At 31.8% G+C, this 1329-nt stretch carries 1 protein-coding gene; it reads left to right on the top strand.

All coding sequences use genetic code 11. The annotated features are described in order from the left end of the window. Positions 1-108: 108 nt before the first annotated feature. On the top strand, positions 109-1278 hold the full coding sequence (locus CBF36_RS12130) for an IS256 family transposase (protein ID WP_104859673.1): 1170 nt from the start codon (positions 109-111) through the stop codon (positions 1276-1278). Positions 1279-1329: the final 51 nt, after the last annotated feature.

Here is a 1329-nt window from a genome sequence, read left to right as displayed (position 1 = left end):
GATAGCGTAAAATATTTTGTGTAAATAGAAATTTTAGGTAGATAAAAAGAAAGTCCATTCTGTAAAATTAAAGTTACCACAACCGAAATTTTATAGGAGGACTTTCTCATGACTAATTTTACTACAGAAATTATGGAAACACTAATCAATAAAGGTGATTTGGATGACTTATTCCGTCGTCATCTAGAATTAGCTATCAATACACTGCTACAAGCTGAATTAACGGCTTTTCTTGATTATGAGAAATATGATCGCACTGGTTTTAATTCAGGTAATTCCCGAAATGGGAATTATTCTCGTTCATTTAAAACAGAGTATGGAGAATTAAATTTGGCAATTCCTAGAGATAGAAATGGAGAGTTTTCTCAACAAACGTTGCCTGCTTATAAAAGAAGTAACGACTCTTTAGAAACCACCATTATCCAATTATTTCAAAAAGGAATCACTATGTCTGAAATCTCTGAGTTGATTGAAAAAATGTATGGTCATTACTATACACCACAAACCATTTCCAATATCACTCAAATAGTATCTGAAGATGTTGTTGCTTTTAAAGAAAGGTCCTTAGAATCCCAATACTCAATCATTTTTATGGATGCTACTCACATTCCTTTAAAAAGACAAACTGTCTCAAAAGAAGCTGTATATATTGTCATAGGTATCCGACTGGATGGGACCAAAGAGGTTCTTGGGTTTAGTATTGCTCCAACTGAGTCTTCGTATGTTTGGAAAGAAATACTTCAAGACCTAAAAGACCGTGGTTTAGAAGAGGTTTTATTAGTCGTAACTGATGGTTTAAGCGGCATTGACGATAGTATCCATAGTATTTATCCAAATGCTCAATTTCAACAATGTTGTGTCCATATCTCTAGAAATATTGCTCATAAGGTTCGTGTTAGTGATCGACAAGAAGTCTGTAATGATTTTAAATTGGTTTATCAAGCAGCTTCAAAAGAAGAAGCTATGAATCAAATAAGTTTTATGATAGATAAATGGAAAAAGCAGTATCCACGAGTAGTTAAATTACTCATGAATCCTGCTATATTAACCTTTTATAATTTTCCTCCATCAATCAGAAGAACCATTTATTCAACTAACTTGATTGAAGGTTTTAACAAACAATTAAAGAAATATACAAAAAGAAAAGAACAATTCCCTAATGAAGAATCTCTAGAGAGATTCTTAGTTTCTCAATTCAACAACTATAATCAGAAATTTTTGTGTCGGATTCATAAAGGTTTTAAAGAAATACAAGATACATTAGAATCAATGTTTTAACTTAACCGACAGAATGGTTTTTTCCATTTACACATAATTCTTGACGCAACC

Origin of the sequence: Vagococcus bubulae, from assembly GCF_003950315.1 — a bacterium.
GTDB lineage: Bacteria > Bacillota > Bacilli > Lactobacillales > Vagococcaceae > Vagococcus > Vagococcus bubulae.
The sequence above is the reverse complement of the archived record's forward strand: the minus strand, read 5'-3'. Positions and strand labels throughout refer to the sequence as shown.